The sequence below is a fragment of the Priestia sp. P1_B12_1 genome (genome assembly GCF_056406695.1).
In genome coordinates this window covers 255,250-277,475 of record NZ_JBFTZR010000005.1, presented here as the reverse complement: position 1 = coordinate 277,475, position 22,226 = coordinate 255,250, and the positions used below count along the sequence as shown (strand labels likewise).

At 40.0% G+C, this 22,226-nt stretch carries 23 protein-coding genes and 1 other RNA gene; 8 read left to right on the top strand and 16 right to left on the bottom strand.

Going from position 1 to position 22,226, the window contains the following annotated elements:
- Positions 1-3 precede the first annotated feature (3 nt).
- The 3 genes from AC1D0Y_RS18505 (at position 4) to AC1D0Y_RS18495 (ending at position 1,515) form a co-directional block, all read left to right on the top strand.
- Positions 4-243 carry a hypothetical protein gene (locus tag AC1D0Y_RS18505; RefSeq protein WP_330534109.1) on the top strand — a complete coding sequence of 80 codons (240 nt, stop codon included), beginning with the start codon at positions 4-6 and terminating at the stop codon, positions 241-243.
- Between the two features lie 165 nt (positions 244-408).
- On the top strand, positions 409-846 hold the full coding sequence (locus AC1D0Y_RS18500; RefSeq protein ID WP_013085370.1) for a MarR family winged helix-turn-helix transcriptional regulator: 438 nt from the start codon (positions 409-411) through the stop codon (positions 844-846).
- Between the two features lie 27 nt (positions 847-873).
- Positions 874-1,515: a nitroreductase family protein gene (locus AC1D0Y_RS18495; RefSeq protein WP_013059680.1), complete on the top strand. Its 642-nt coding sequence runs from the start codon at positions 874-876 to the stop codon at positions 1,513-1,515.
- A 32-nt stretch (positions 1,516-1,547) separates the two neighbouring features.
- Here AC1D0Y_RS18495 and moaD read toward each other — a convergent pair whose 3' ends face one another.
- The 5 genes from moaD to AC1D0Y_RS18470 are packed head-to-tail and all read right to left on the bottom strand — an operon-like array spanning position 1,548 to position 5,058.
- Positions 1,548-1,781 carry a molybdopterin converting factor subunit 1 gene (gene moaD / locus AC1D0Y_RS18490; protein ID WP_028409631.1) on the bottom strand — a complete coding sequence of 78 codons (234 nt, stop codon included), beginning with the start codon at positions 1,779-1,781 and terminating at the stop codon, positions 1,548-1,550.
- A gap of 2 nt (positions 1,782-1,783) precedes the next feature.
- Entirely contained in the window at positions 1,784-2,248 is a 465-nt protein-coding gene (locus AC1D0Y_RS18485; RefSeq protein WP_060745827.1) for a molybdenum cofactor biosynthesis protein MoaE, read from the bottom strand.
- Positions 2,229-2,771, bottom strand: a complete 543-nt coding sequence (gene mobB, locus AC1D0Y_RS18480; RefSeq protein ID WP_060745828.1) for a molybdopterin-guanine dinucleotide biosynthesis protein B — start codon at positions 2,769-2,771, stop codon at positions 2,229-2,231. Before mobB ends, AC1D0Y_RS18485 begins: the two co-directional genes overlap by 20 nt.
- Complete coding sequence (locus tag AC1D0Y_RS18475) at positions 2,759-4,024, bottom strand: molybdopterin molybdotransferase MoeA (protein ID WP_477707839.1); 1,266 nt, start codon at positions 4,022-4,024, stop codon at positions 2,759-2,761. Before AC1D0Y_RS18475 ends, mobB begins: the two co-directional genes overlap by 13 nt.
- Before the next feature lie 17 nt (positions 4,025-4,041).
- Positions 4,042-5,058, bottom strand: coding sequence for a molybdopterin-synthase adenylyltransferase MoeB (locus AC1D0Y_RS18470; protein ID WP_060745830.1), 1,017 nt, complete (start codon positions 5,056-5,058; stop codon positions 4,042-4,044).
- 161 nt (positions 5,059-5,219) lie between these two features.
- On the opposite strand from AC1D0Y_RS18470, the gene mobA reads away from it, so the two are divergent.
- The gene (gene mobA, locus AC1D0Y_RS18465) at positions 5,220-5,789 is read left to right on the top strand and encodes a molybdenum cofactor guanylyltransferase (RefSeq protein ID WP_028409635.1); all 570 of its coding nucleotides are present in this window, start codon (positions 5,220-5,222) and stop codon (positions 5,787-5,789) included.
- A 12-nt stretch (positions 5,790-5,801) separates the two neighbouring features.
- Here the strand turns inward: mobA and moaA are convergent, their stop codons facing one another.
- The 3 genes from moaA to AC1D0Y_RS18450 all read right to left on the bottom strand — a co-directional run bounded on the left by moaA (position 5,802) and on the right by AC1D0Y_RS18450 (position 8,022).
- On the bottom strand, positions 5,802-6,818 hold the full coding sequence (moaA, locus tag AC1D0Y_RS18460) for a GTP 3',8-cyclase MoaA (protein ID WP_028409636.1): 1,017 nt from the start codon (positions 6,816-6,818) through the stop codon (positions 5,802-5,804).
- Between the two features lie 46 nt (positions 6,819-6,864).
- Positions 6,865-7,611 carry a formate dehydrogenase accessory sulfurtransferase FdhD gene (fdhD, locus tag AC1D0Y_RS18455; RefSeq protein ID WP_371264465.1) on the bottom strand — a complete coding sequence of 249 codons (747 nt, stop codon included), beginning with the start codon at positions 7,609-7,611 and terminating at the stop codon, positions 6,865-6,867.
- A gap of 66 nt (positions 7,612-7,677) precedes the next feature.
- A complete protein-coding gene (locus AC1D0Y_RS18450; RefSeq protein ID WP_013059689.1) occupies positions 7,678-8,022 on the bottom strand; it encodes a Na-translocating system protein MpsC family protein in 345 nt (114 codons plus the stop codon).
- Between the two features lie 366 nt (positions 8,023-8,388).
- Here AC1D0Y_RS18450 and fdhF point away from each other — a divergent pair, with 366 nt between their 5' ends.
- From fdhF to modB, 4 genes are all read left to right on the top strand, one after another.
- Entirely contained in the window at positions 8,389-11,328 is a 2,940-nt protein-coding gene (fdhF, locus tag AC1D0Y_RS18445) for a formate dehydrogenase subunit alpha (RefSeq protein WP_098332569.1), read from the top strand.
- Between the two features lie 11 nt (positions 11,329-11,339).
- Entirely contained in the window at positions 11,340-11,819 is a 480-nt protein-coding gene (locus tag AC1D0Y_RS18440) for a helical membrane plugin domain-containing protein (RefSeq protein ID WP_013085382.1), read from the top strand.
- Positions 11,820-11,943: 124 nt separating this feature from the next.
- Complete coding sequence (gene modA, locus AC1D0Y_RS18435) at positions 11,944-12,741, top strand: molybdate ABC transporter substrate-binding protein (protein ID WP_098526056.1); 798 nt, start codon at positions 11,944-11,946, stop codon at positions 12,739-12,741.
- A 7-nt stretch (positions 12,742-12,748) separates the two neighbouring features.
- On the top strand, positions 12,749-13,405 hold the full coding sequence (gene modB / locus AC1D0Y_RS18430) for a molybdate ABC transporter permease subunit (protein WP_028409640.1): 657 nt from the start codon (positions 12,749-12,751) through the stop codon (positions 13,403-13,405).
- Between the two features lie 130 nt (positions 13,406-13,535).
- Here modB and ssrA read toward each other — a convergent pair.
- From ssrA to tpiA, 8 genes are all read right to left on the bottom strand, one after another.
- Positions 13,536-13,897, bottom strand: a transfer-messenger RNA (tmRNA) gene (gene ssrA / locus AC1D0Y_RS18425).
- Between the two features lie 137 nt (positions 13,898-14,034).
- Complete coding sequence (gene smpB, locus AC1D0Y_RS18420) at positions 14,035-14,502, bottom strand: SsrA-binding protein SmpB (protein ID WP_013059694.1); 468 nt, start codon at positions 14,500-14,502, stop codon at positions 14,035-14,037.
- 151 nt (positions 14,503-14,653) lie between these two features.
- Positions 14,654-16,996, bottom strand: a complete 2,343-nt coding sequence (rnr, locus tag AC1D0Y_RS18415; protein WP_013059695.1) for a ribonuclease R — start codon at positions 16,994-16,996, stop codon at positions 14,654-14,656.
- Positions 16,997-17,034: 38 nt separating this feature from the next.
- Positions 17,035-17,775, bottom strand: coding sequence for an alpha/beta hydrolase (locus tag AC1D0Y_RS18410; RefSeq protein WP_013059696.1), 741 nt, complete (start codon positions 17,773-17,775; stop codon positions 17,035-17,037).
- Between the two features lie 267 nt (positions 17,776-18,042).
- Positions 18,043-18,276, bottom strand: coding sequence for a preprotein translocase subunit SecG (secG, locus tag AC1D0Y_RS18405; RefSeq protein ID WP_013059697.1), 234 nt, complete (start codon positions 18,274-18,276; stop codon positions 18,043-18,045).
- Positions 18,277-18,484: 208 nt separating this feature from the next.
- Positions 18,485-19,780: a phosphopyruvate hydratase gene (eno, locus tag AC1D0Y_RS18400; RefSeq protein WP_013059698.1), complete on the bottom strand. Its 1,296-nt coding sequence runs from the start codon at positions 19,778-19,780 to the stop codon at positions 18,485-18,487.
- Positions 19,781-19,804: 24 nt separating this feature from the next.
- The gene (gpmI, locus tag AC1D0Y_RS18395) at positions 19,805-21,337 is read right to left on the bottom strand and encodes a 2,3-bisphosphoglycerate-independent phosphoglycerate mutase (RefSeq protein WP_013085384.1); all 1,533 of its coding nucleotides are present in this window, start codon (positions 21,335-21,337) and stop codon (positions 19,805-19,807) included.
- Positions 21,337-22,092 carry a triose-phosphate isomerase gene (gene tpiA / locus AC1D0Y_RS18390; RefSeq protein ID WP_013059700.1) on the bottom strand — a complete coding sequence of 252 codons (756 nt, stop codon included), beginning with the start codon at positions 22,090-22,092 and terminating at the stop codon, positions 21,337-21,339. Before tpiA ends, gpmI begins: the two co-directional genes overlap by 1 nt.
- Positions 22,093-22,226 lie beyond the last annotated feature (134 nt).

The following is a 22,226-nucleotide window of genomic DNA, read 5'->3' as shown; positions in this document are numbered from 1 at the left end:
TTAGTGGTTCGTTTTTTTTGTTATGGTGAACGTAGATTTTATCTGTTTCGTTCCTTCCAGCAGTTGATTGGAGGACAAGGTGAAGACTCCTGCGGGAACAGCGGAACAGGTGAGACCCCCGCAGGAGCGCAAGCAACGAGGAGGCTCAGCGGCCGCCCTCGGAAAGCGGAGCCTTGCACGGAAATCAACTGCGGTCGAGCAAGCAGTCTAGATTATATATCGAGATTGTTCGCCTTTGGATGAGATTCATTTCGTTACGTCTCAGCCTCTTTCTTTATTATTTTTAAAAAACAACGTTCACTTTCTTGACTTTCACTTTTATTTATTTTATATTAGTTGATGTATCAAACATTGATGTATCAAATATTAATTCATCAATAAATATCATAGAAAAAGGGAGCGACTTTCTTGTCACATTCATGTTCTGAAAAAGCAAATGTTCTGTATGCTCTGCAAGAAGTTAATAAACAAATTAATCAAAAGTTTGAGCATTGTACCGGTGTTAGCCAATCACGTCTTGATATTTTACATCAGCTTTATGAAACAGGTGAAATGAGTCAAAAGGCGCTTCAACAGCAAGTAAACATTGACAATGCTGCAATTACAAGACATTTAAAGCAGCTCGAAGAAAGAGATGTTGTATCACGCCGTAAAAACCCTGATGACAACCGCGTAACATTTGTAAAGCTTACGAAAAGCGGACATGAAAAAATCGGTGCATTTCGAAACGAAAAAGCTCGCTTTATTGATGAAGCATTTAAAGATTTCAGCGAAGAAGAACAGCTGCTGCTTTCCAAAATGCTCGAGCGTTTAAAAGTAAACATTTCGGCCATTGAACGGTCATAACATTTTTAACATAAAGGAGAGTTCATCATGACACAAACAAAAACACTAAACAATGATTTCCAAGATATTATTACAGGGCGCAGATCTATTCGTTATTACGATCCATCTGTCAAAATCAGCCGTGAAGAAATGAAAGAAATTTTAACAGAAGCGACGCTAGCTCCATCTTCTGTTAATGCACAGCCTTGGCGCTTTCTAGTAATTGATAGCCCTGAAGGAAAAGCAACATTAGCTCCGCTTGCTAAATTTAATCAGTCACAAGTAGAAACATCAGCAGCTGTTATTGCGATATTCGGCGATTTAAAAAGTGAAGAAAATTTAGATGAAATTTACGATAAAGCTGTTGAACTAGGCTATATGCCACAAGAAATTAGAGACATGCAAATCCCTAAAATCAAAGCGCACTACGCAGCTGCTTCTGAAGAATTAAATAAAGAAACAGTATTAATTGACGGCGGTTTAGTATCCATGCAGTTAATGCTTGCTGCACGTGCTCATGGTTATGATACAAACGCTATTGGCGGTTATGAAAAAGATCAAATTGCCGAAGCATTCGGTTTAGACAAAGAGCGCTATGCACCGGTTATGTTACTTTCAATCGGCAAAGCAGCAAATAGCGGTTACCCGTCTGTACGTTTACCAATCGAAAAAGTAGCTCAATTTAGATAATAAAAAAAGGTGCTGTGTATTCAGCACTTTTTTTATCCTCCACTAACGGGTGGAATAAATGCGACGGTATCTCCCGTTCTAATGGCTTCTTCATCTGTTACAAACTCTTCGTTGACTGCTGTCATCGTTTGCTCCAAAGAGGAAAGCTTATACGTTTTTTGTACATATTCCTTTAATTCCTTCACTGTTATATCTTGCTTATCAACTGTTACTTGTTCCACTCCAGCCTCTTCACGTATAGCAGCAAAAAATAAGACGTTAATCATTTTCACATCTCCTTCAATGGCTTTCCTTCAGGATATTCTTTCGTTTCTAACTGATCTCCAATCCATTTTGTTCCGTCTTCCCAAAATTCTTTTTTCCAGATTGGCACAATTTGCTTAATGCGTTCAATAGCATACTCGTTTGCTTCATAAGCTGTTTTGCGATGCGGAGAAGAAACGGCAATAACTACTGCGACTTCTGTTATATCAAGTTTCCCGATTCGGTGAGTAATAGCTGTCAACGCATCGGGCCACTTTTCCTGAATTTCGTCACCAATTTGGCTAAACATTTTCACTGCCATTGGCACATAGGCTTGATATTCAAGAGAGAGCGTCTTCTTGCCTTTTGTAAATTCTCTTACCGTTCCAATAAATGTCGTAATAGCTCCAGCGTCTCTTCTAGAAACTTTTTTAATTATTTCATCTACAGCAATTGGCTGATTTACTACTTCAAATAAGTGCTGGTTCATCTTCTTCCCCCACTTCTTTCAATAAAAAATTAAGATAAAGTTCGTCTTCTTGTAAGTGAAACATTGGATATGCTCGCTGCACTTCTTTTTTTAGCGGAACGTGACTAATCACGCATATAATATTGGTTAGAGAGGAAAGCAGAACAAGATCTTCTTCACTTCGAATCAAGACTGCTTTTGGATAGGATTCTTTTTTATATCCTTCAACAAAAATGACATCTGGCGAGAAAAATTGATAAAAATCAATCAGCTTTTTTAGGCTCCAGTCTTTACTATCTGCCGTAAGCTGTAGGATTCCACCTCCCTCTACACCTGCCACATCGGCACCTGCTTGCTGGTGGCGATGACTGTCTTTTAGCTCACTGCTGCTATCTGGAGGTCCGCCGTGTCCATGGTGCTTAATAGAACCTACACATAGATTGAATTGTTTCGCTCTTTTAATGAGCTTTTCCACTAAAGTAGTTTTTCCGCTGTTTTGAAATCCAACTACTTGTAAAACATTGCAACTTGCTACCAAGGCCATTCACTTCCCCGCACGTCATCTAGCAATAAGACGTCAACCAGCATTCCTTCTTTGTATCCTCTCGTCCCTCCGGGAAATATAATTAACGTATCCGCATGAGCTAAAGAAGAAACAGCACTAGATTTTGTAAAGCTTAATGGAGAAGCAATCAGCTGTCCTTCCCTGTATGAAAGCCTGCCAGATACAAATCGCATAAAAGGATTTGGCTTTAAGAAGTCTTTTCCTAACAAAGCTTTTTCTTTCCGAAGATGAGGGGTGCTTTTACCCGCATATGTACTGATGACCGGACGAGCCAGAAGTTCAAAACCGACATAGCACGCTGTAGGATTTCCCGATAGGCCAAATAAAAGCTTCTCTTCCATACGAGCAACCGTTGTGACACTGCCTGGCCTCATCGCTATTTTATTAAAAAGAACTTCGGCCTGTAATTGCTTATAAACATCTGGTAGATAATCATAGTCTCCTACTGAAACGCCGCCCGTTGTAATCAGCATGTCCACTTCTGATAGTGCAGATTTTACCGCATTGTAGCACTCACTTAAATCATCGGGCATGATACCAAAATAGTTCACTTCGCCCCCAGCTTTTTCAATTTGGGCACGAAGCATATGAGCATTGCTATTACGAATTTTGCCCCGTTCAACAGGATCACTCACTTCCACTAGTTCACTTCCAGTTGCAAGTAATCCAACTACAGGCTTTTGGAAGACAGCTACGTTATCATAGCCAAATGTGGCTAAAAGAGCAGCTACTCCCGGAGTGATATACGTTCCTTTTGAAGCTAACACGGTGCCTTTTGTTGTTTCTTCTCCTTGAAAAGAAATGTTATCTCCGCCGTTAAACGAACGCTTGATTTGAACGATCGGCTGATTGTCCTTCGTATATTCTTTTGTTACTTCAAGCATCGCAACCGCATCGCAGCCTTTGGGAATAGGAGCTCCTGTCATAATACGCACAGCCTGCATCGCGCTGACTGTATGTTCAAAAACAGAACCCGCTCCTATTTCTCCTCGAATAGCCAGTTCTACTGGATGAAGTGATGATGCTTCTTTCGTATCTTGCGACCGAACGGCAAAACCATCATATGGTGAACGATCAAAAGCAGGAATATCATGATCTGCTATTAAATCTTCAGCTAAAAATCTGCCGTGAGCTTCTTCAAGCGCAATGATTTCTTGCTTTCTGTTTTTTGCATACTGCATCACTCGTCCAACGCATTCTCCGATAGGGATAGGAGTTCGCTTTTCTCTCATTCTTTTCACTCCTTTACTCATCCTAGTAAACGATAATATAAGCTTTTCGCAAATTGAATATCATTCGTTCCATGAATAAATACACGGCCATCTTGAAAAATTACAAAGCGCTGCTCTGGAAGCTGACATGACAGAAGGTATGGATTGCGGTCCACTTTCCCCTGTTTTTTTAACCGGTTTTCCAATTCATCGAAGTTGTACAAATGGCGATGCGAAGGTCTGATTTGAACCGTCTCTCTGCCGCACAGAACTTCTGTTTTAAGCTGATTTTCATACGCTAGGTACGGATATGTTCGGGTCGATCCGCAAGAAAAACATTTATCACTTTTCATTTTGCCCGTCTTAAATTCAGCGTGCTGATTATTCCAGACGTCAAAGGTTAGAAATGTATGGCGCAAAGCTTCAACATCTTCGACTAAAATTTTTAATGCTTCGCTTATTTGATAGGCTGCTACGATTTGAACAGCTGGACTGATAATTCCTGCTGTCTCACACGTTGCTCCTCCCACAGGGATCTTTTTTAGTATACAGTGCAGGCAAGGCGTTACATTTGGGATAATCGTATAAGTGGTGCCATAGCTGCCGACACATGAGCCATATATCCAAGGCACGTCATGCTTATGTGACAAATCATTTAAAATAAAACGGATGTCGAAATTGTCTGTTGCATCAATGATCACATCAGCTGTTTGGACGATACTTTCTAAATTAGCAGGCTGAGCATCCATCACCAGCGCTTCGATCTTCACTTCTGTGTTTATTTGACCCAAACGATTTTTTGCTGCTACAGCTTTAGGTAGTTTGTTTTGGGCATCTTGTTCTGTATAAAGCTGCTGACGCTGTAGATTACTCCATTCTACATAATCACGATCTACAAGAGTCAATTTTCCAATTCCAGCACGCACGAGAGCTTCTGCGCTGGCGCTGCCTAGAGCCCCTGCACCCACAACTAAAACATGCTTACTTCTAATTTGCTGCTGCCCTTTGTTTCCAACAGGCTGGAAAAGCTGCTGACGTGAATAACGTTCTGTCACTCTTTTCTCTCCCTTTCTCGTTCAATCTCTGACTTCACTATCTATTCCTTCATCAAAGATATTTCTTTAAAAACATGCTATTATACACATAAAGCTAAGCTGCTTTACGGACGCTTACGTGCATAAATATACAAATGTATTTTGATGGAGGTATTTAATAAATGTCCATTGCCGGCATTGTATTAGCAGGAGGAAAATCTTCTCGCTATGGTAAACCAAAAATGTTTGAAACCTATAACAAGAAATCATTTTACGAATATAGTATAGATGCATTAAAAGAAAATCACGTCACACCTATACTTGTGTCTACCAACCAAGATTTACTCCCTTATTTTCAAAGGAAGGATATTGCATTTGCAGTTGAAAAATGCCCGTATCAAGGACCTTTGTATGCAATTCATCACGCTTTAACTGCCATCGATTGCTGCGCTGAATGGTTCTTTATTCTTTCTTGCGATATTCCTTTTATTAATGCTGAGTTTGTTCATCACATGATCACACTGACTCAAACGGACTCACCTGACATTGTTCTTCCTGTTCAGCCTGATCACATTCACCCGCTTCTAGCACTCTATCACCGTAGAACGCTTCCTCTTATTGAACAACTCGTTACACAAGGTGAAAGAAGGCTTACGCAATTATTGAATCAGACAAATGTCCTTCGCGTGCCTTTTTCAGCAGAAGATCCCACGTTTATAAATGTGAATCATCGCAGTGATTGGCATGTATAAAGCTTTTTTGAATTATCCACCAATATGGGACATTTCCACTTTTTCAGCGCCTTGGACTTGTCTTCCGTTAGCTCGTTCGTCTGAGTAACGATCTTTCCGATGATTCCAGATATCAGAAATAGTGTCACAAACAGTATGATCAGATGCTTCTGATCGTATCAGTTTGCGGAGGTCATATCCTTTTGACGCGAACAAACAGGTATAGAGCTTTCCTTCAGCCGATACTCTTGCGCGTGAACAAGTGGAACAGAATGAATCTGTGACAGATGAAATGATACCAATTTCCTCTTCTGTCCCGACGTACCGATACCTGGTGGCTACTTCCCCCGTATAATGAGGTGGAATTTCTTCAAGAGGCATTTCTTGTCCAACTATATCCAGAATTTGTTTCTTTGTTATAACCTCATCCATTTTCCATCCGTTTGAATTTCCAACATCCATATATTCAATAAAACGCAGCGTATGTTTTTTGTCTTTAAAATATTGGGCCATCGGAAGAATATCCTGCTCATTCTTGCCTTTTTGAACAACCATGTTTATTTTGACTGAAATCCCCGCACGAGCTGCTGCCTCTATTCCTTCTAATACTCGTTTTACGCTTCCCCGGTTTCCATTCAGCTCTTGAAATCTCACTTCATCAAGTGAGTCTAAGCTGACGGTCACTCTTGATAATCCCGCTTTTGATAAGGCTTCTGCATGCTTCTTTAACAGTGAGCCGTTTGTTGTTATGGCAATATCATCTATACCCTCAATTTGCTTCAGACGATTGATTAGATCTGGCAAGCCTTTTCTTAGCAGCGGCTCTCCTCCCGTTATACGCACTTTTTTTACTCCTAGCGATGCGAATAATCTAGTGAGTCTCTCTAATTCATCAAACGAAAGAATGTTTTCGGCAGGTAAAAATGGATAGTCTGCCCCAAAAATTTCTTCAGGCATACAATATCGACAGCGAAAGTTACAGCGATCTGTTACGGACAAACGCAAGTCTCGTAAAGGACGCTTTAAAGTATCAACTATAGCGTATGACATCTGCCTCATCTCTCCTCTCTCTAGCTGTCAGCTTCTCCACAGCAGATTAACTCTCTTTTAAAATTCTTTCCGGGCATGTATAAATATTCAACGAATCATTTCGAATAAACCCTACCGTTGTAATTCCCAATTCTTCTGCTAGATTTAAAGCAAGTTCAGTCGGAGCAGATTTTGAAAGAACCACTTCACACCCGATCTTCGCTACTTTCAACAAAATTTCTGACGAAATACGGCCGCTGAAAACGACTACTTTATCTCTAATTGAAATATGGTTTTTTAAGCAATACCCGTATAGTTTATCTAGAGCATTATGCCTGCCAATGTCCATTCTGCTAAGCATAAAGCCATTTTTATCACAAAGAGCAGCGTTATGAACGCCACCCGTTTCTTGAAACGTAGCAGCAGATTGCTGCAGCTTATTCATCAATTGAAAACAATCCTTAATGGAAAGTTCTACCGATATATCATTCATTTTTTTAGCAGTCAGCGCATCATTTATAAAGACAAACCCTTGTCTGCTCGCCCCGCAGCAAGACGTGATATATCGTTTATTTTGAAGGTTTTGAAAATACGGGTTTAATTTATCTATTGTAACATGAACATACCCTTCTTTTTCTTGAACCCATATGTTTTTAATGTCTTTATATGCTCGAATAACCCCTTCAGATGCTAAATAGCCAATGACCATATCTTCAATGTATTGAGGGCTACATACCATCGTGACAAACTCTTCTTCGTTAATTTTCACAGTCACAGGAAACTCCGTTACAATTTTATCTTCCACGCTTTCCATTTCACCATTTTTAAATTTAAGAACTGTACGCTTCTTAACGGTCGAATTCATGTGATGTCTCCTTTTTCAAATAATGTTTTTATCAAAAACGAATACGGAAACCGCTATATTTTCTTTTATTTTCATATCTGAAAATAAATTAACCAGCTTTGCTCCGACCAATTCTTCTAGCCCTTCGGGCGGATTCGATGCATATACATCTTGGATCATTTTTGTTCGAGCTAGATGAACCATGTCACATCCTTCAGAAGTGCTTGCAATAAATGTTTCTGTCGGAGTTAAATTTCCATACAGTGTTGAGACAGCCATATTTTCAACAAAAACCGTATGTATTCTTTCCGGTCCTTTTCCAAATAAATCTTTTCGAAGCTTCCGAATAATATCATTAAATTCATGAATAGTTTTTGACATAATCAACGCTCTCCCACCGATTAAAATTAAATTGTGCATTTTATTCCTACAGTTTTTTTATCATAAATCAACACTTCAAAAAATAAAAGCCTAAAATTTTTGCAGCAAAACTTTTGAAGAGAGTTCGGTATTTAAAAAAGTTGTGCATTTAAAAACGTAGCGATATAATTATAAATAACCGAGATGGAATAATAATAATAATGAATTGTTATTACTCTATCACTTTTTCTTAACGATATAAATGGGCCGGATTGGCATATTAGTAAGACCTGCTAGTAAACTATTCCACCATGATTGCACTTCCCTTATTTAATTAGGCGTGTGTATTCATGGTGGTTTTTTGTTTTATATAAAGGAGGAAAACAAATGAGTCGTGAAACCATCACTGTTCATATAAATGGTAACGAATACAAGGCAGCTTCAGGTTCTACCATACTTGAAATTATTAACCAGCAAAGCATTGAGCACCCTCAGATTTGTTATGTTCCTGAAGTGGATCCTATTCAAACTTGTGACACATGTATCGTTGAAATGAATGGCGAGTTAGTTCGTTCTTGTTCTACAAAAGCTGAAAACGGCATGAAGATTGAATTACAATCAGCACCCGCAAAAGCGGCACAGACGGAAGCAATGGATCGTTTATTAGAGAATCATTTGCTATACTGCACCGTTTGCGACAATAACAATGGAAACTGTAAATTACATAACACAGCCGAAATGATGGAGATTGAACATCAAAAATACCCCTATACGCCAAAGGCCTCAGAGAATGAAGTCGATATGTCTCATCCGTTCTACCGTTATGACCCTAATCAATGCATTGCTTGTGGACAATGCGTAGAGGTTTGTCAAAATCTTCAAGTTAATGAAACACTCTCTATCGACTGGGAAGCGAAACGCCCCCGCGTTCTCTGGGATGACGGTGTAGCAATCAATGAATCTTCTTGTGTGAGCTGCGGTCAATGTGTAACAGTATGCCCTTGTAATGCATTAATGGAAAAATCCATGCTTGGAGAAGCTGGATTTATGACTGGACTTCCAAAAGACGTTTTAAATCCAATGATTGATTTAGTTAAAGAAGTAGAACCTGGATACAGCGGAATTTTTGCTGTTTCAGAAGTAGAAGCAGCTATGCGTGAAACACGCACGAAAAAAACAAAAACTGTCTGTACATTTTGTGGAGTGGGATGTTCATTTGAAGTTTGGACAAAAGGCCGTGAAATCCTTAAAGTTCAGCCTAGCTCTGATGCTCCTGCAAATGCTATTTCAACCTGTGTGAAAGGAAAATTCGGCTGGGATTTTGTAAACTCTGAAAAACGTATTACTAAGCCTTTAATCCGAAAAAATGGCGCATTTGTAGAGTCGTCATGGGAAGAAGCCTTGGACTTAGTAGCAAGCAGGTTAAGCTCTATCAATCAGCAGTATGGACATGGATCAGTTGGTTTTATCTCTTCTTCTAAGATTACAAACGAAGAAAACTATGTTATTCAAAAGCTGGCTCGCCAAATGTTTGAAACAAATGACGTAGACAACTGCTCTCGCTACTGTCAGTCTCCTGCAACTGATGGATTATTCCGAACAGTGGGAATGGGAGGCGATGCCGGCACGATAAAAGACATCGCAAAAGCTGGACTGGTTATCATCGTTGGAGCTAACCCTGCTGAAGGTCACCCTGTATTAGCAACTCGTATCAAACGCGCGCATAAGCTTCATGACCAAAAACTAATCGTCGCGGATTTGCGCAAAAACGAAATGGCTGAACGCTCTGACATTTTTATCAGTCCAAAACAAGGTACGGACCAAGTATGGCTAATGGCTGTAACAAAATACATGATTGACCAAGGATGGCACAATGAAAAATTCATCCAAGAAAACGTCAACTATTTTGAAGACTTTAACTCTTTGCTTGAAAAGTACACGCTTGAATATGCTGAACAAATCACGGGTATTCCAGCAGCAACGCTCATTCAAATAGCTGAAATGATTCGAGACGCCGATGGAACCTGTGTGCTGTGGGGCATGGGCGTAACGCAAAATACGGGAGGCTCTGATACATCAGCGGCTATCTCAAACCTGTTGCTTGCTACTGGAAACTATCGACGCCCTGGAGCAGGCGCTTATCCGCTCCGAGGCCACAATAACGTCCAAGGAGCATGTGATATGGGAACTCTTCCAGCTTGGCTTCCAGGCTATCAGCACGTCACAGACTCAGTCGCCCGAGCGAAATTTGAAAAAGCATACGGTGTAAAAATTAAAGACAAGCCAGGGCTTGATAATATTCAAATGCTGCATTCAATTGATGAAGGAAAAATGAAGGCCATGTACCTTGTCGGAGAAGATATGGCTCTTGTTGATTCAAATGCTAACCACGTACACGAAATATTATCAAATTTAGATTTTTTTGTCGTCCAAGACATTTTCCTTTCGAGAACGGCTCAATATGCTGATGTTGTACTCCCTGCTGTTCCTTCTCTTGAAAAAGACGGAACGTTTACCAATACGGAGCGACGTGTCCAAAGATTGTATCAAGCATTACCAACGCTCGGTGATTCAAAGCCGGATTGGTGGATTGTTCAAGAGATTGCCAACCGCTTAGGTGCGAACTGGACGTATACACATCCTGGTGATATCTTTGCAGAAATGGCTAGTCTATCACCCCTATTCAGCCAAGCCAGCTACGAAAACCTTGAAGGCTGGAATAGCTTCTTATGGGGGAGCTTAGAGGGAAAAAGCACGCCGTTACTTTACGTCGATGGGTTTAATTTCCCAGATAAAAAAGCGCGCTTTGCTTTATCACATTGGGTACTTCCTGCCGAATTCCCAGAAGAATATGATCTACACATTAATAATGGAAGAATGTTAGAACATTTTCACGAAGGGAATATGACTAATAAATCGAGCGGCATCCAATCAAAAGTACCAGAAGTATTTGTAGAAATTTCACCTCAGCTTGCCAAGGAGCGTGAAATTGAAGAAGGTTCGCTTGTCAGATTAATCTCACCGTTTGGAGCAGTAAAAGTACAGGCATTAATTACAGAGCGAGTAAAAGCAAATGAACTGTACCTTCCAATGCACTCTGTTCATAAAGATTCGGCTATTAACTTCTTGACGGGACCTGCAGTAGACCAACGAACAAATACGCCGGCTTACAAACAAACAAAAGTACGGATGGAAGTATTAAGTAAAGGTGGCGAAACGCCTTTACCGCCTACAAATCCGCGTAATAAAAAACGTCATCCTCAAAATGGGGTCGAGGTTCAGCGTAAATGGAACCGTCCTGGCTACGTCCATTTAACAAGTAAATAGGAGGAGAAAAGATGGCACAACCTATTACAGAAATTAAGAAACCTCTTCTAAGCGAGGAAGAAGAAAAACAACAAAAATTAGAAGATTTAACTTCTCTGCTGGCAGATAATGAAGAAGCGTTGAACCGTATTCTCGGTATTGTTGGCGAACTTAACGACATGGGTGTTCTTGAAGCTGCTGATTCAATGATTCAAGCAAAAGAAAAAATCTCAAAAATTGCGCTTCATCAAATTTCCAGAGAGCCGGTAACCAATTTAATTAATACTCTTATGGGTGCAAGCAGCGGTTTGATGAAGGCAGATCCAGAAGTAACCGCTAAACTTGTAAATAGCGCAACGGCTGGTATGAACGAAGCGAATGAATATGTAAAAACAGGAAAAAAAGTAAGTGCATTAGCTCTTATAAAAGCGCTAAACGATCCAGATGTCAATCGTGCAATTGGATTTGGGCTTCACTTTTTAAAAGGAATGGGCAAAGCGTTGGAAGAATAAATGAAGCAGCGACTTGAAAGTTTTCCCCTTTCAAGTCGCTGTTTTCTTTTTAGGAAGTCAAATTTTAAATGAACGTGATATAGTTATACTAAATTGCTTTACTACAACTAATTGAGGTGACACGATGCAACAATACTTTAAACCCTTATTCGCACTATTATTTTTAATTATGTTTACTGCTGCTTGTTCGAACGAAACAAATACAGATCAATCCGCAGCTCAGCACAAAAACATCAGCTTAACGATATCCGCTGCGGCCAGCTTAAAAGATGCGCTCACTGATCTTCAAAAGCAATATGAAAAAAAGCATCCAAATATAGACTTAAAATTTAATTTTGGAGCTTCAGGCTCGCTGCAGCAGCAAATTACAAACGGCGCACCTGTTGATTTATTTTTTTCAGCCGCGGAAGACAAGTTTGATGCACTAGTAAAAGCAGGAGCTATTTCCAAGGAAAATGGTACTGACTTGGTTGGCAATGACCTTGTGCTTATCGTCCCAAAGAATAATCCGTCTGCTATCACAAACTTTGAAGATCTATCAAAGCCGACTGTTCAAAAAATTGCACTTGGAATACCAGAATCCGTTCCTGCCGGACAGTATGCGAAGGAGACTTTTGAACACATGAACCTCTGGAAAGACATTGAGCCAAAAACCGTCTATGCGAAAGACGTACGCCAGGTGCTTTCCTATGTGGAGACAGGAAACGTTGAAGCTGGGGTGGTTTATAAAACCGATGCCTTGATTTCAAAAAAGGTGAAGATTGTCGCTACTGCAGAGAATAGCACTCACAAACCAATTGTATATCCTGTAGGCGTTATTAAGGATTCGAAACATCCACAAGAAGCGAAAGCTTTTTATCAATTTTTACAAAGTAAGACGGCTCTTGACACTTTAAAGAAATACGGTTTCACTGCAAATTGAGGCCGCTATGATTCAAGAATTTTTATCTCCTCTTCAGCTATCCCTTAAAATTGCATTAGTAGCAGGATTTGTCGTTATTATTTTAGGCACTGTTATAGGAAAACTGTTATCCAGGAAACACTTTAAGGGAAAAGTGATGATTGAAACGGCGTTAATGCTCCCGTTGGTGCTCCCTCCGTCCGTTGTTGGATTTTTATTGATTGTCATATTCGGGAAACACAGCCTGCTTGGCCGGACAATTGAATGGGTCTTTCAACAACCTGTTATTTTCACATGGTGGGCGGCTGTTATTGCATCCGTTGTCGTTGCGTTTCCGCTTATGTATCAATCTGCCAAAACAGGCTTTCAAGGCGTAGATTACGAAATTGAAGACGCAGCTCGAGTAGATGGTGCAAGCGAATGGAAAGTCTTTTTCTTTATTTCCATCCCTTTAGCTTCTAAAGCCATCGTAACAGGAGGAGTGCTAAGTCTGGCAAGAGCACTCGGAGAGTTTGGAGCCACTTTGATGTTTGCTGGTAATATTCCAGGTGAAACACAAACTGTTCCTACCGCTATCTACGTAGCGATTGACTCTGGAAACATGAATCTCGCTTGGCTATGGGTTATTTCAATCGTCTTTCTTTCCTTTCTTATGCTGCTTTTTGTTCAGCTTAAACAAAAGTAAAAGGATGTCTCTTACACAAAGAGACATCCTTTTTACATACATCATAAATTAAAAAGGAGCTAATCAAATGAAGAACATACATTTGATTAGCTCCTGTTATAAGTAAGGTAAGCCACCATACAATATGTATTGGTGGAGACGGTGGGAGTCGAACCCACGTCCAGAAATATCGCCACTTAAGCGTCTACGAGTGTAGTTGGCATATTGATCATTCGCGAGCTGTTCTGCCTACCAACAGGCGTCCCAGTCGCTAGTCTGATTATTCTCTTCCTTCGTCCTCAGACGGCGAACTCCGGCGTAGCCCACTTAAAGTGAGTCCCTTACCCTACCACATGGGCGATGGAGGGAGGAACCGCTAAGCTACTATTATGCAGCTAAAGCGAAGTTATTGTTAGATTTGCCAGTTATTATTGGCGTTGATGTTTTAACGAGGCCATCTCCTCGACTCGCAACCTAAGCTCGAACTACCCCTGTCGAATCCGTAACGTCCCCATATAAAAGGGAGTCGGAATGTGTAAGAAAAAATCTTACATCAGATAGCGACTTCAGTGTGCAAAATGAAATCTAACTGATAACAATACTTATTATATCACAAAATGAGCATTTTGCAATTGTAAGATTTTGTAATGTTACATCTTTTGACGATCACGAAATGCTCGTTCGATATCGCGCTTCGCTTCTTTTCGCTTCAAGTCTTCACGCTTGTCATATTTCTTTTTACCCTTACCAAGCCCTAGTAAAACCTTTGCGTATCCATTTTTTAAATACACTTTTAAAGGAACTAATGAATAACCCGTTTCTTTTGAATAGCCAATTAGCTTGCTGATTTCACGCTTATGCAGCAATAACTTTCGTGTACGCAACGGCTCATGATTGTATCGATTTCCTTGTTCGTAAGGACTAACGTGCATATTGTGTAGAAATACTTCTCCGTTTTGCACACGAGCAAAAGAGTCCTTTAAATTTACACGCCCATTACGAATTGATTTGATTTCCGTTCCTTGTAGAACAATACCCGTCTCATATGTTTCTTCAATAAAAAAGTCGTGGCGGGCTTTTTTGTTTTGTGCAATTAATTTCCCTTCACCTTTTGGCATAAAACGTTCCTTCCCTTCAGCCGTACTTACGTATATGTATGATATTATGTATCATTTTACTGTATGGAAATCTAAACAACAACTAAAACGTTTAATGGAGCTGTTTTGAAGCAGAAGGAATACCCTTCTGCTTCACTGCTGTCGATTTCGATTATTTGCGCTTTTTCTTTTTGCGCTTAACGTTTGGGGCACCCTCGAAGAATCTCTTTTTCTTTTTCTTCTTTGGCTTTTGAGTAGACCACTCTTCATTTTTGCTTCGGCTGCCCTCGCGACCTTTTCCTTTATCATCTTTGCGTGACTTTTGTTTTGCTTTAATCACTTTAGGACGGTCTTTAGATAAGCGTTTGCGACTTTCTTTCATTCCTACAATAATAAAATCAACTGAACGCTCGTCTTTATTCACATCGGCAACTTTCACTTCAATTTCGTCTCCAATTCGGAAGACATTGCCCGTTTTCTCTCCAATCATTGCATAGTGACGCTCGTCGTAACGATAATAGTCATCTGTTAAGTCACTGACATGAACTAAACCTTCAATCGTATTTTCTAGCTCCACGAACATTCCAAAGTTAGTAACAGAGCTAATAATACCATTAAATACTTCCCCAACTTTATCAGCCATAAACTCAGCTTTTTTCATATCGTCCGTTTCTCGCTCAGCGTCAACTGAACGACGTTCCATATTAGAAGAATGCTCAGCAACATCAGGCAGAAGTTCGCGCCATTTTTCTTGCGTTTGCTGATCTGTTTTTCCTTCAATTAAATACGTGCGAATGAGACGATGAACGATTAAATCCGGATAACGGCGGATTGGAGACGTAAAATGCGTATAGAACTCAGCTGATAAACCAAAGTGGCCTAAACTTTCTGCTTCATATTTCGCTTGTTTCATCGAACGAAGCATAACAGTTGAAATAACCATCTCTTCAGGCGTACCTTTTACTTCTTCTAAAATATCCTGTAGCGCACGCGGATGAATATCGTTTCCTGTTCCTTTCACCGTGTAACCAAAGTTTGTAATGAACTCTAAGAAACGAGTAAGCTTCTCTGCATCTGGATCTTCATGAATACGATAAATGAACGGTACGTTCATCCAATGAAAATGTTCTGCTACTGTTTCATTCGCCGCTAGCATAAATTCTTCGATTAGCTTTTCAGCAACCGAACGTTCACGCAAAATAACATCGTGGGGATGGCCATCATCGTCTACTAATACTTTTGCTTCTTTGAAATCAAAATCAATGGCACCGCGATCCATTCTCTTTTTACGAAGAATAGCTGCTAGCTTTTCCATACGCTCAAACATCGGAACGATTGGCTCGTAGCGTTCTAACACTTCTTCGTCTTTATCCACTAAGATTTTGTTAACGTCTGAATACGTCATTCGTTCTGTCGTTTTGATGACACTTTCAAAAATCTCATGTTTTACTACTTCACCCTGTGGATCGATTTCCATCTCACAAGAAAGCGTAAAACGGTTAACTTTTGGATTTAATGAGCAAATTCCATTAGATAAACGGTGAGGAATCATCGGAATAACTCGGTCTACTAAATAGACGCTTGTTCCGCGCTCCGCTGCTTCTACATCAATCGGAGAACCTTCTTTAACGTAGTGACTTACATCTGCAATATGGACGCCTAATTTGTAGTTTCCATTTTCAAGCTCTGTAACCGTTACGGCGTCATCCAAATCTTTTGCATCTGCTCCGTCAATGGTTACAATAACTTGATCACGAAGATCGCGGCGGTTGCCGATATCTTTTTCGTCAATCGTTTCAGGTGTATCAATTGCTTGTGTTAAAGCATCAGCAGGAAATTCTTGAGGAAGACCGTGCTTATGGATCACAGAAATGATATCGATCCCCGGATCGTTTTTATGTCCAAGAATTTGAACAACTTTTCCTTCTGCGTTCATGCGGCCTTCCGGATAGGTTGTCAGTTCTACTACTACTTTATGGCCTTCAACGGCACCGTTTCTTGCTGCTTTGGGAATAAAGATATCACCTGCAATTTTTTTGTCATCCGCAATCACAAAGCCAAAATTTTTGCTTTGCGTATACGTACCTACAATTTGCTGGGTACCTCGTTCTAAGATTTTTACAATGGTTCCTTCACGACGAGCACCTGATGATTCTGATGACACTCTTGCAAGCACAATATCTCCGTGCATAGCATTGTTTGTTTCAGTAGGGGGAATAAATACATCACCCGCATCTTTTTCTTCAGGAACTACGAACGCAAACCCTTTTGCATGTCCGCTTACTTTCCCTTTAACAAAATTCATTTGTTCCGGCAGCCCGTAGCGATCGTTTCTTGCCCGGATAATTAAACCCTTCTCTTCCATAATAACAAGTGCCTTCACAAACTCTTTGAATGACTCTGCATCCTCAGTATTAAATTCTTTTGCAAGCTCTTGGACAGTCAAAGGTTTGTAATTATCCCTTTTCATAAAATCCAATATTTCATTTATATAGGGCTGATTTTCTTCTTTCACATCATGTCCCTCCTTTTTCTTTATTCGTATTATCTCTATCACCAATCAAGTGATTCCAAAAATGCATATACATCCTCGTGAAGCTGATCACGCTCTTTATCAAAGGTAATGGTATGACCAGATTCTTCGTACCATTTTATATCTTTTGTAGGAGACTCGACGCTATTATAAATAATATTAGCGCTGTCTGTATTAATCATATGATCATGACGACCTTGTACAACAAATGTCGGTGCATAAATCATATCAACTGAATTTCGCACTTCAGCGATTAATTCCTGTAAAGACTTTAATGTGTTCATTGGTGTTTGCTTGAACTCTTCCATTTCTTGTTCAATCTGTTCAGACGATTTACCTTCACGCTTTTTATATTCGCGTGCATACGCTAAAACACCTTCATACATGACTTCTTCACTCTTTATATACATAGGGGCGCACATAGGCACAATACCCTTTATAGGTACAGTGTAACCTAATTTCAGTGAAAATACGCCACCTAGTGAAAGACCTACAGCGGCAATACTTTCATGACCTTTGCTTTTCAAAAACTCATAGCCGTCCATGACATCTTTCCACCAATCTTTTGGACCAGTATGAACAAGTTCTTCAGGGGCTACGCCATGTCCTTTGTAATGAGGTGCGTGGCATGTGTATCCTTTTTTCTCTAAAAAACGACCTAACATACGAACATCAGCAGAATTTCCGGTAAAACCATGAAGTAATAAAACAGCTTTTTCGCCGCCTTCAAATGTAAATGGCTTTGGTTGTGCAATTTTCATATATCATTTAACTCCTTTTAGTTATAATATCTGCAGTCCTAATAGAAAAAAACATGTATTTATGTGACGGTCATCACATAACAAGAGATGTGGCCGTCCACTTTTACGCTTTTATACTATATTTAGTACTTTTTTCTAAAGGTATATTATATCATTACTTAAAAATGAAATTAAAGTATTCAACACGCCCATTAAAAAACCACCTAATACATAAGTTGGTATACACCAAGTACATATGCATTAGGTGGCAGTCTATCCAGTAACATATTAAAGTTTGAAATAAGATACAGCAAGTGTTAACACAAAGAATAAGATAGATAACACTACTGTCAAACGGTGTAAAACTAAGTCAATTCCACGTGCTTTTTGTTTCCCAAATAACGTTTCAGCTCCACCGGAAATAGCTCCAGATAATCCAGTAGTTTTACTTGATTGTAAAACGACCACAACAATCAAAGCAATTGAAACAATCACTAGCAAAGTAATCAGCAATGTATGCACTAAGACACACCTCCTACACCAAGTAATAGTCAATCAGCGGGGTTTCTTCATCCCTTCTGATTGGCATTACCGGGGATAAAGTACGCGCACTACGCTAAGGTTAATTTATCATAAAAAACCCTCTCGTACAAGTAATGGCAGTGAAATACACCGGATTTTAACGTAAAAAAACGGATGACAATCGTCATCCGTTTTTTATACTTTCAACTTATTTTTTTAAGTTGTAGAAAGATTTAGCGCCATCGTATACAGCTAAAACACCTAGCTCGTCTTCGATGCGTAGTAATTGGTTGTATTTCGCAATACGATCTGTACGGCTCATAGAACCAGTTTTGATTTGACCAGCGTTTGTTGCAACAGCGATATCAGCGATTGTTGCATCTTCAGTTTCACCAGAACGGTGAGAAACTACTGCTGTGTAACCAGCACGTTTAGCCATTTCGATAGCTTCGAACGTTTCAGTTAATGTACCGATTTGGTTAACTTTGATAAGGATAGAGTTACCTACGCCTTGTTCGATACCTTGAGCAAGTTTTTTCGTGTTTGTTACGAATAGATCGTCACCAACAAGCTGTACTTTTCCGCCAATGCGCTCAGTTAATAGCTTGTGACCATCCCAGTCATTTTCGTCTAAACCGTCTTCGATTGAAACGATTGGGAATTCGTTAACTAACTGCTCGTAGAAATCTACCATTTCAGCAGAAGTTACGCCTGTACGGCCTTCGCCTGCTAAATCATATTTACCAGTTTCTTTGTTGAAGAACTCAGAAGAAGCTACGTCCATACCTAATTGGATGTCTTTACCAGCTTCGTAACCAGCTTTTGTGATTGCTTCTACGATTACTTCTAATGCTTCACGGTTAGAACCTAAGTTAGGAGCGAAACCACCTTCGTCACCTACAGCTGTGTTTAAACCTTTAGCAGATAAAACAGATTTTAACGCGTGGAATACTTCAGCACCCATACGGATTGCTTCTTTGAATGTAGGAGCTCCTACAGGTAAGATCATGAATTCTTGGAAGTCAACGTTGTTATCAGCATGAGAACCACCGTTGATGATGTTCATCATTGGAGTTGGTAATTGCTTAGCGTTGAATCCACCAAGGTAACGGTATAATGGAAGACCTACGAAATCAGCTGCTGCGTGAGCTACTGCCATAGATACACCAAGAATAGCGTTGGCACCTAATTTACCTTTGTTTTCCGTACCATCTAGCTCAATCATAAGGCGGTCGATACCGATTTGATCAGTTACGTCCATACCTACTAATTCAGGAGCGATAATTTCGTTTACGTTTTCTACTGCTTTTAATACACCTTTACCTAGGTAGCGAGATTTGTCACCATCGCGTAATTCTACTGCTTCGTATTCACCAGTAGAAGCACCACTTGGTACTAAAGCGCGTCCGAAAGCGCCTGATTCAGTATATACTTCAACTTCAACTGTTGGGTTACCGCGAGAATCTAATACTTCGCGTGCATAAATGTCAAGAATTGCTGGCATTTTAAAACTCTCCTTTATAATTAATTATTTAATTAATGTTTTACCTGTCATTTCTTTTGGCTGTGCTACATCTAGAAGAGTAAGCATCGTAGGAGCTAGATCTCCTAGAATACCGTCTTCACGAAGCTCTAAGCCTTGTTTGGTTACGATTACTGGAACAGGATTCGTTGTATGAGCCGTCATTGGATTACCTTCAAGCGTAATCACTTCATCAGCATTACCATGGTCTGCTGTGATGATTGCTGTACCGCCTTTAGCTAAAATTGCATCTACGATTTTGCCTAAGCACTCATCTACTGTTTCAATCGCTTTTACCGTTGGTTCTAACATACCTGAATGGCCAACCATATCGGGATTTGCAAAGTTTAATAAAATAGCGTCTTGCTTATCGCCTTCGATTTCTGCAAGCAACGCGTCCGTCACTTCATAAGCACTCATCTCAGGTTTCAAGTCATATGTTGCTACTTTTGGTGAATCGATTAAGATACGTGTTTCACCAGGAAACTCTGCTTCACGTCCACCGCTCATAAAGAACGTTACGTGAGGATATTTTTCTGTTTCGGCAATACGAAGCTGCTTTAAGTTATTTTGAGATAATACTTCACCAAGCGTGTTATCTAAGTTATTTGGCTTAAAGGCTACATATCCGTCAACTGTTTCGCTGAAGTGAGTTAAACATACAAAATGTAAGTTTTTCGGATGTTTTTCACCGCGATCAAATGAACGGAAATCTTCGTTTGCGAACGTATTTGAAATTTGAATTGCGCGATCTGGACGGAAGTTGTAGAAAATAACTGCATCTTCGTCTTGAATTGTCGCAACTGGCGATCCGTCTTCTTTTGTAATAACAGAAGGTAAAACGAATTCGTCATAGATTCCATTTTCATACGAATCTTTTACGCACTCTTCAGCGCTTGTATATGATGGACCTTCGCCGTACACCATTGCGCGGTATGATTTCTCTACACGCTCCCAGCGTTTGTCGCGGTCCATTGAGTAGTAACGTCCTGAAAGTGTTGCAATTTCACCAACGCCGTACTCTTCAATTTTTTCATTAAGTTCTTTTAAATACGTTTCAGCAGATTGAGGTGCTACGTCACGACCATCTAAGAAGCCATGAATGTAGACTTTTTCTAAGCCTTCACTCTTAGCTAGACGCAATAATGCATATAGATGTTCGATATGACTGTGTACACCGCCATCAGATAAAAGCCCGAAAAGATGAAGGTTTGTACCCTTTTCTTTTGCGTGCTTTACAGCTGCTAGAAGCGTTTCGTTTTGTTCAAACTCGCCTTCACGAATTGCTACGTTTACACGAGTTAAGCTTTGGTACACAATTCGGCCTGCGCCGATGTTTAAGTGACCTACTTCAGAGTTACCCATTTGGCCTTCTGGTAAGCCTACAGCTTCTCCAGACGCCTGAAGTGTAGCATGAGGATACTCGTTCCAGAAACGGTCGAAGTTTGGTTTTTTTGCATGTGTTACCGCATTACCTTTATCTTCATCGCGTAATGCAAAACCATCTAAGATGATTAATGCTACTGGCTTTTTACTCATTACTTACCAGCCTCCAAAAGCTGTAAGAAAGAATCTGCTTCTAAGCTTGCTCCACCTACTAAAGCTCCGTCAATGTCTGATTGAGACATATATTCTTTGATATTAGCAGGTTTTACGCTACCGCCGTATTGAATACGTACAGCATCTGCAACATCTTGAGAGAATTGTTCTGCAACAACGCTACGGATGTATGCACAAACTTCGTTTGCACCTTCAGCAGTTGAAGATTTACCTGTACCGATTGCCCAGATTGGCTCATATGCGATAACCGTTTGTTTTACTTGCTCATCAGTTAGACCAGCTAATGCTTTTTGTACTTGATTAGCTACAACTGTTTTTGTTTGATCTTGTTCGTACTCTTCGTTTGTTTCACCGCAGCAAACGATTGGTGTTAAACCGTGTTTGAATGCAGCAATTGTTTTTTGGTTTACTGTTTCGTCCGTTTCAGCAAACATTTCACGACGCTCAGAGTGTCCTAAAATGACATAGTTCACACCTAAGTCTGCTAAAGCAACAGGGCTCACTTCTCCAGTGAACGCACCGTTTTCTTCAAAGTGCATGTTTTGTGCACCAATTTTTAAGTCTGTGCCTTTAGTCGCTTCTACTAAACGATCTAAAAATAGTGCAGGTGCACATACTACTGATTCTACGCTTTCAGGAGATGGTACTGCTCCTTTTACTTCTTCAACAAAGCTAGTTGCTTCAGAAAGTACTTTGTTCATTTTCCAGTTTCCTGCAATAATTGGTTTACGCATGTATAACACCGTCCTTTGTTTATTGTGGGTTTTCCCTTCACGCGTTAGATGTCCAAGAGGGTGCTGTTAAAAGTGATTCGGTCCCTTTTATCTCTTGGTCATCCATCTTCGCTGCTTGATAATTTTTTATATTA